9 protein-coding genes are annotated in these 7602 nt (G+C 59.5%); 4 read left to right on the top strand and 5 right to left on the bottom strand.

From position 1 onward, the window contains the following. Positions 1–342: 342 nt before the first annotated feature. From FVF58_RS39225 to FVF58_RS39215, 3 genes are all read right to left on the bottom strand, one after another. A complete protein-coding gene (locus tag FVF58_RS39225) occupies positions 343–1089 on the bottom strand; it encodes a glutathione S-transferase family protein (RefSeq protein ID WP_149675038.1) in 747 nt (248 codons plus the stop codon). A 69-nt stretch (positions 1090–1158) separates the two neighbouring features. Further along, positions 1159–1986 (bottom strand): alpha/beta fold hydrolase, encoded by an 828-nt coding sequence (locus FVF58_RS39220; protein ID WP_149675037.1) that lies wholly within the window; start codon positions 1984–1986, stop codon positions 1159–1161. A gap of 154 nt (positions 1987–2140) precedes the next feature. Next, positions 2141–2278, bottom strand: coding sequence for a DUF3563 family protein (locus FVF58_RS39215; RefSeq protein ID WP_149675036.1), 138 nt, complete (start codon positions 2276–2278; stop codon positions 2141–2143). A 384-nt stretch (positions 2279–2662) separates the two neighbouring features. Here FVF58_RS39215 and FVF58_RS51855 point away from each other — a divergent pair, with 384 nt between their 5' ends. From FVF58_RS51855 to FVF58_RS39200, 3 genes are all read left to right on the top strand, one after another. Continuing rightward, positions 2663–3070 carry a hypothetical protein gene (locus FVF58_RS51855; protein WP_188131074.1) on the top strand — a complete coding sequence of 136 codons (408 nt, stop codon included), beginning with the start codon at positions 2663–2665 and terminating at the stop codon, positions 3068–3070. A gap of 109 nt (positions 3071–3179) precedes the next feature. Then, positions 3180–3869, top strand: a complete 690-nt coding sequence (locus tag FVF58_RS39205) for a DUF899 family protein (RefSeq protein WP_149675035.1) — start codon at positions 3180–3182, stop codon at positions 3867–3869. A 346-nt stretch (positions 3870–4215) separates the two neighbouring features. Beyond that, positions 4216–5961, top strand: coding sequence for an ABC transporter ATP-binding protein/permease (locus FVF58_RS39200; protein WP_149675034.1), 1746 nt, complete (start codon positions 4216–4218; stop codon positions 5959–5961). 127 nt (positions 5962–6088) lie between these two features. Here FVF58_RS39200 and FVF58_RS39195 read toward each other — a convergent pair whose 3' ends face one another. Together FVF58_RS39195 and FVF58_RS39190 are read right to left on the bottom strand one after the other, a co-directional pair. Continuing rightward, positions 6089–6505, bottom strand: a complete 417-nt coding sequence (locus tag FVF58_RS39195; protein ID WP_149675033.1) for a glycine zipper family protein — start codon at positions 6503–6505, stop codon at positions 6089–6091. A gap of 13 nt (positions 6506–6518) precedes the next feature. Continuing rightward, positions 6519–6848 (bottom strand): hypothetical protein, encoded by a 330-nt coding sequence (locus FVF58_RS39190; RefSeq protein WP_246217393.1) that lies wholly within the window; start codon positions 6846–6848, stop codon positions 6519–6521. Between FVF58_RS39190 and FVF58_RS54335 the strand changes: the two genes are divergently transcribed. Then, positions 6789–6917 (top strand): hypothetical protein, encoded by a 129-nt coding sequence (locus FVF58_RS54335; protein ID WP_281291339.1) that lies wholly within the window; start codon positions 6789–6791, stop codon positions 6915–6917. The genes FVF58_RS39190 and FVF58_RS54335 overlap by 60 nt on opposite strands. Positions 6918–7602 lie beyond the last annotated feature (685 nt).

The following is a 7602-nucleotide window of genomic DNA, read 5'->3' as shown; positions in this document are numbered from 1 at the left end:
ATTCGCAGGCCAAACTCAATGCCGTGGCAAGACGATTGAACGAGCGTCCGAGAAAGACACTGGACTACGAGACGCCCGCCGAACGATTCCAGCAAACTATTGCATCCACCGGTTGAATCCGCCCGCCTTTACCGGCCACCCGCTGTCGCCGGACGACTGTCTTTTCGTGGCCGACTTCTGCCTAACGCGCCCCGCGGACGGCGAACCGGAGGGGCGTTCGAGCCGCATGTGCGGCTCACCACTTCAGCCGCACATGGGAAGGAAGGCGTCCTCGCACACGAATTGGGCTCTCTTTGCTCGTTTGGCCGTACCAATTCATTCGATCGTCGTCAAAGCCCGGTGTCAGCCGGGAGACTGCGATGCCCATTCGCTGAAGCTGGGTCCACCATGAACGGTTTTATGTCTTGCCCATTCCACCTCGGCGGCAGTGGCATACGTCATCCCAGGCTCCCACCAAAGTGCCGCTTCCTGCCGGAAAGAGGGTCGTCTTTCCATTCGCTCGACCAATGACGCGAGCTTGGGTCGACCCGGAGCGCGCCAGGACAATCGCAATGGGCGTGTTTCAATGAACCGACAGAAACAGGTGAGCAAAATATCCTGCGCGGAGATCACACCGGGGATGAATGCGCCGTCAGTGCCGATGAGCTGGGCCTCAAACCAGTCGAGAAGATGCTGGTTCCGAATGGCGCATCGGGTGGCATGGCCATTTTCTTCATGCCGGACCCCAGACCATTGCAGTTGCGACACCGTCGTCGTCGACACGCCGAAGGTCTGCAGCGTGGCGAGAACGAGCCTATCGTGCCAGTTTGCCGCGCGCACGTAGTCGGTCGCGAGGGGCTCCATGCCTTCCGGCGCGGGCAAACATGGATAGCTGGACATGAGGTAATCGATGATCACGGCGGAATCCCAAAGAGTGAGGTTGCCGTCGACCAAGGTCGGGACCTGTAGAGTCGGCGCGATCTTCGCGCGCTCTTCGACGCTGGGCGTCGTGAAGGTCTCTACACGCTCAAAATCGAGCCCCTTCTCGACGAGCACGATGCGGACGGCGCGGGCGAAAGGCGATCCTGTCGTGAAGAATAGCTTGCGCATTTTGCTCCCTGGATGATGGACCGCGTTGAGAACCATAGACAGGTGTACGTGCCTGTCGCTTAACCCCGCTTAACCCAAACGACCCGCCCAAGCCGCCGTTTCCGACTCGGCGATATGCCGCACGATGGTCGCGTTGACCTTGTCGGCGTGCGTGAGCGGTCCCATGTGTCCCGCGCCCTCGACGATTGCAAGGCGCGCGGCGGGCAGCAGCATCGGCAGCCGCTCAGCAATCGCGCGCGTCGGGAGGGGCGCGTGCTGGCCGCGCAAGATCAGCGCCGGCACACTCAGGCTCGTGTACGCGCTTGTGGGCGTGCGTTCGTCGAGCAACGCGCGGAAGTCGAGTGGCGCCTTCGGCGCCCAGCGCGTGAGCGCGGCCTGCACCGAGGGCCGCAGCGCTTCCCATGCGCCGCGGCCGCCCCAGTAATCAACGAACGAAGCCGCCGCGCCCCGATAGTCGCCACGGCTCACGCCGTCGGCGGTGCGCTTCGATATCGCGATGATTTCCGCAAGCGCGTGCGCTCCGTGCGCGCCCATCACCTTCAGCAGATGAAACGCCGAGGGCTCGTAAAGCGTCAGGCTCGCGATGCGCTCCGGCCGCTCGACGGCCGCGCGCAACGCCACGCCACCGCCGTATGAGTGGCCGACGAGATGCACCTTGCCACGCGCGGCGTCGATGATCCCGATGGTCCTCGCGGCCTCGTCGGCGAGCGTGAACGCGCGCTCGCCGCTCCACGGGCCCGTGCTATCGCAGCCGTAGTGCTCGGGCGCGACGAACGCGTGGCGCGAGCCGAGCGCCTCGCCGAGCTTGCGCCATTGTGCCGCTCCTGAGCCGGAGCAATGCAGGGCAATGACCGTCGTTGCGTAAGAGAAGACTTGCGATGCGATGGTGCTATTCATGGCTTTCACAGAACTCAGGAGTTGGGCACGCGGATGCCGGGCCGAGGGAAGTCTCCACTATCGGCCCGGCGCCGGCGGCTGACTATGATCAGGACCCCGGCGCGCATGCTCCGGCATCCGGATCGTTCAATGGAGGATGCGTTGGCTTGTCACCTCAGCGGTCAATCTCCATTGAACGCATGCGGCGTTCAAGTTCGCCCATGTCGACGGCGGACGCGAGGTACGCGTCGCGGCGACTGTGCTCGGCGCGATCGAGCGCCTTTCTCAGCAGCAGGAAAAGGTAGATGAACATGATGTCCTCCGGTCGGTGATCTGGTCGATTGCGTATCGGCACGAGCAAGCGCGACACGTGGGTTCCAGGCGTGCATCCGGGGCGGGGGCATCCGGGTTCGGTGGATGGGCGAGGCGTGCTACGGCTGGACGTGGTGTAAGGCAGAGTCCATGCCACATTGCAGCAATCTTTGTCTGGCGCGCATTTCAGCGGTCCTGAGAGATGCGTATCGGGCGGAATGTCGTAGCGTGGCCAACACGTTTTCAAGCGTATGTGGGCCGGGACAAACACTCGTTCAGGCGTGTCGCACTCGCCAATCCGAGGCATCTCACCCCCTTTCCCCGTGGCGGGTCGAACGAATCGCAGCGCTCATCGGAGAACGAACATACCAGCGCGCTCATATGTTTGTACCCGTTAATTACCAGCCCCCGCATCCTGAGGGATGTGCGGTCCACGTGTTCGATACCGGGACAGGACATCATCCGCCGCAAAGGGAGATGCTCTGCGACCGGCGCCACCTGCGGTGACCTGCGCGTTGCCGAGGAACAGCTTGTTATAGCGGGCGAGCAGATCGCGGCTGAACGGATCGTCGACCTCCTGGTAATAGTCGAGGCAGCCGTAGAGACCTTCGACCTGCTAGGCGGGCACCGGACTGAGGAAGTTCTCGTCGAAGTAGGTGCAGACAAGCTTACCGCCACGCTTCTGGAAGCCGGAGTTGTAGAGTTCCTCAAAGAACGGCGTGAGGGCGGGCGGGACGATCGTATTGAAAACGAGGTCGGCACTGCTGGCCACGACTTTCTCACCGTCTCGTGATAGTCCCTGGAGTACACTGGAATTGGACCTTCCTGCCCTGCGGGCTACGTTATGCGATTTGATGTGTCCGGAGAGCAAGGGAGCCAAAATGCTCCAGTAGGAGACGAACATGAGCGATCTACGGTATCCAAACGAAAGCAGACAGTATCGCGATGCGCGTGACTTATTGCTTAAAGACGAACAAGAGCTTGTCGACAAAGTAAAATTGGTGGCAACAAGACGCCGCAATCTCCCTCTAGGTGGGCAATTAAAAGAGGACTACGTGTTCCAATGGGCCAACGATGGCAAAGTAGGGAAGAGCGTGAAATTCTCCGAGCTATTTGGAGACAAAAATACCCTGCTCCTTTATTCATTTATGTTTGGTCCGAACTGGGACAATCCTTGCCTTTCCTGTACGTCGCTGGTCGATGGGTTTGATCGCACCTGGTATCAGGTCACTCAACACGCGGCGTTTGCAGCAATTGCCAAAGCCCCGGCTGATCGAATCAATGCATGGGCCAAACAGCGTGGATGGTCGCAGATCGCGCTGGTTTCCGGATCGGAGTCTGCCTATCAGGTCGATTACAAATGCCAGGGGGACTCCGATGACATGCAATGGCCCGTGATGCATGTATTCAAGAAGCAGGATGGAAAGATCTTCCATTTCTGGGGAACTGAATTGTCGGCGAATCATGTTGACACCGTGTGGCCGTATTGGAATCTCATGGACTTTACGCCAGAGGGTCGGCCAGACATTCTCACTCCGCCACAAAATTTCAGGTCCAGGTTTTTGGAAGAGAACTATCTGAATGAGAGGTAGATTGGCGCCTGATAGCACTGACTTGTAGAGGCAATCTGAGGAGCTTGTCATCAAATCGTCTTCATAGTGACCGACTCCAATCCTGCCTCCAGGTCGGATCATGTGTGTCGCTCGTGGCAAGTGAGCGGCCGCAATTGTAAAGGGTTATTCGATGGCTGCCCTTAGTTGGATCTTGAGCTTGCCGCAATGCGTGGGGGCAGGCGGTGAATAACCCTTGAACAGTCTGAGCCGTTGCGCCCTGCGAAAAGCTGAGTGCAAGTGGTGAGTTACGGAGTCCGAGGCGCAGGCCGTATCGGATATTTCTGCTTTACTCCATCCGCGATTGCTTTGCGTCAAGGGTAAGCTCATGACCAACACACCATCCGGCCTTGCGACTGAGCAACTCGACCATGTCTCAGCATGGAGTCTGATCAAGCCGTATTGGGTGTCCGAGGAACGCGGCACTGCGTGGGGACTGCTGACGGCTATCGTCACAATGGACCTGTTGATGGTAGGCATCAACGCCCGCCTGAACACATGGAGCCGCGATTTCTACGACGCGCTGGAAAGCAAGAACGTACGCGAATTTCCGCAACTTGTGCTGATTTTTGCGTTACTCGCGTTCGCGTTCATCATCCTCTCGGTGTACAACCGCTATCTGCGTCAGATGCTTGGCTTTCGATGGCGCCAGTGGCTGACTCGCCGCTATCTGAACAGATGGCTGGGCGGCGGCATCTTCTATCGAGTCGAGCGCGATCGGCTTGCCGACAATCCAGACCAGCGTATCGCCGCTGACCTCAGCCTGTTCACGACCACAACCCTTTCTCTCACGCTCGATCTGCTCTCGACGGTCGAGACGTTGGTCTGGTTCTCCATCGTCCTGTGGAGCACGGCGGGTGCTTTGACTGTTATGGTCGGCTCTTCATCCATTCAGATTCCGGGCTACATGCTTTGGGCAGCGATCGTCTATGCGATCGTCGGCGCACTCGTGACTAACAGGATCGGTCACCCGCTCGTGTCGATCAACTACCAGTTGCAGCGCGTCGAGGCAGACTTCCGGTTCGGCTTGATCCGTTTGCGCGAAAACGCCGAGGAGATTGCATTTTACGATGGCATGCAAACCGAGGAATCGAATGCCAACGATCTTTTCGCCCGCATTCGTGAAAACTGGTGGCGCTTCATGAAGTATACGAAGCGTTACAGCTTCGTGCTCAACTTCTATGCTCAAGTCGCCGATATTTTTCCGATCATCGTAGCATCGCCCCGCTATTTCGCAGGCGCGGTAAGTTTCGGCACGCTGATGCAGATCACGGACGCATTCGGCTCGGTTAGCGAATCACTCTCGTGGTTCATCAACAATTACGATACGCTCGCCGAGTGGCGTGCGACGGTCAACCGTTTGAGCGAATTCGAGCGGGTCATGCAGCAATCCCATCTGAAGGAGTCTGTCTCGCCGGCCACCGAGCATGGCGGTATCAATCTGCACTATGTCGATGAGAACCAGCTCGTCACGCGCAACCTCTCTCTTGCGTTGCCAGACGGCAGAACGCTTGGGAATGTGCGTGACATCGCAGTGAAGCCTGGATCGCGCTGGCTTGTCCGCGGGACGTCGGGTTCAGGGAAAAGCACGTTTTTGCGCGCGCTCGCAGGTCTCTGGCCGTTTGGCAATGGTTTAATCGATGCCCCAGTGGGCGCGCACATGATGTTTATCCCCCAGCGGAGCTATTTGCCGGCGGGTACCTTGAAGGCCGCACTTGCCTATCCCGCGAAGGCTGATACCTTTAGCGACGACGAGTGCCACGAGGTACTGCGTGCGTGCCGGCTCGAAGGCTATGCAGACCGCCTTCAGCAATCGGAACCTTGGTGGCGCATTCTTTCCCCGGGCGAGCAGCAGCGGCTGGCCATTGCGCGTGTGCTGCTGCACAAGCCAGACTATGTGTTCCTCGACGAGGCAACGAGTGCGCTTGACAGCGAAACTGAAGCGCATCTGTATCACCTGCTCACAGAACGACTGCACAAAGGAGCGATCGTCAGCGTGGCGCAGCGTGAGTCACTCGTGCAGTTCGACGAGGAGACACTCGATATCAAACGTCTCCCCGAATCGGCGACCTGACCGTATTCGGGCGTTACCTCAGCGAATTGCCGCCGCAATCGGGATGACACGTCGGGATGGCGAAGTTCGGGCCAGTTGCTGCCGCTCGGCCATTCCACAAAGCCGCTTTGAAGTTTCGCCAGAGCGCTCAGGGGGCGGACCCTTGCGGTACCGGCGGCGGGAAGTAGGGCTTGTAGTTGGCAGGTGGAGTCGCGGGTGGCGCCGCAAGCATCTGGCCATAGACCGGGACCCGGTGTCCGCGCGCGTACATGCACTGGATGTAGGCGGTGTCGTATTGGTACTGTGCGCCGTATCCTGAGTCGCTTGAATGACTGGGTCCGACCGCCGAACTGCTGACCGCCGCCGTGTTGGAGGCTTGCTGCGAGCTCACGCCGCCGACCTGGCCGAGCGCAAACTGGCGGCAGTCGTGGTCATCACCGAGAAACTGGTCGAAACTCTTGGTACTGCCCGGGAGCACCATCACACTGGGGCCCGACGGTATCGCCGTACAGGCGGCCACAACGAGCGCGGCCGCCATCAGCAGGGGAACGGAACGCGGCTTCATCAGTACCTCCGCATTACGGCGACGGCTGGGCCGGTACCGTTTGCCAGCCGCCCGGACAGCCCTTGATGTACGGGTAATAGCCACTGGGCTGGTCGCAGCGGTACCACCATGCGTTCGCCGACGTACCGTCCAACCCATCGCCTTGCTCGATGTATTGCACCGCGTATTGCGCCGCGGGCGCGTAGTAACCGGGGTAGGAATCTGGGTATGGCCAGCCGTAGTATGGATATCCCCACCAGCCCGGCCAGCCACCGCCTACTATGAAGGTCACGTGCCCGTGCCCATGGTGAAAACCGTCATGGTGGAAGAAGCCATCATGACCGTGAAAGCCGCCGCCGTGCATGCCGCCACCGCCGCCACGATCGCCGGCCAGCGTCGGACCGCCGGCAGCCATCGTCGCCACTGCCACTAGTGCCAAGGCAACCTTACAAAGCCTGCGCCCGTTCATGATGTGCCTCCCGCCTTACTGCCTGCCGGGCGGGTCACTTGGGACCCGCGCCGGACCGTCCCCCTGTATCGTTGAGTTTGTTTAGATACCCCGTGCGCGTATCTCCGTTTGTACTGAATATTAGATTGACGCATCCGGCGCCCGGCCCATGGAGCCACTGAAAATGAGGCGTTTCTACTATCACCGGCAAGACGTCGGCGGCGCCTGCTGATATGAGGCTCCGCAATATCGTAAACGGCTGACAGGTCGGATTTATTCCGTCAACCAGACCCCACTTCCCATCGTGCTTTCATGAAATATCAGCGGATGAAGGAGTATCTCGAACGATCCTTCCGGAATGCGTCGAGTCGGCAGCGACTGGTCGACTTACTGCCTTATCACAGATGCAGTTTTCAAGTGGGCGGGAGCAGTACGAGCCAGCGCAGGCTGCTTGACACTGCTTCCTGTAATCCAATACGACGCAGACTCCAGGTGGAGCCGTGTAATACCCTTGATCTTTTGAAGACCGCGAGCCGATGAGCAAGCTGAAAGATCTCGAATGGTTGTTTAACGAACGGCATCGATCGCCGCAAGCGATCGTATGGAACAGCGGGCGGATCGCCCCGAAAGTGCGGCTGACGCCAAAGCCGCGGCAACCCGCACGCCAAAG

It is taken from the genome of Paraburkholderia panacisoli, assembly GCF_008369935.1.
Classification (GTDB): Bacteria; Pseudomonadota; Gammaproteobacteria; order Burkholderiales; family Burkholderiaceae; genus Paraburkholderia; species Paraburkholderia panacisoli.
Note: the sequence above shows the minus strand (reverse complement) of the source record. Positions and strands in the feature narration are given on the sequence as shown.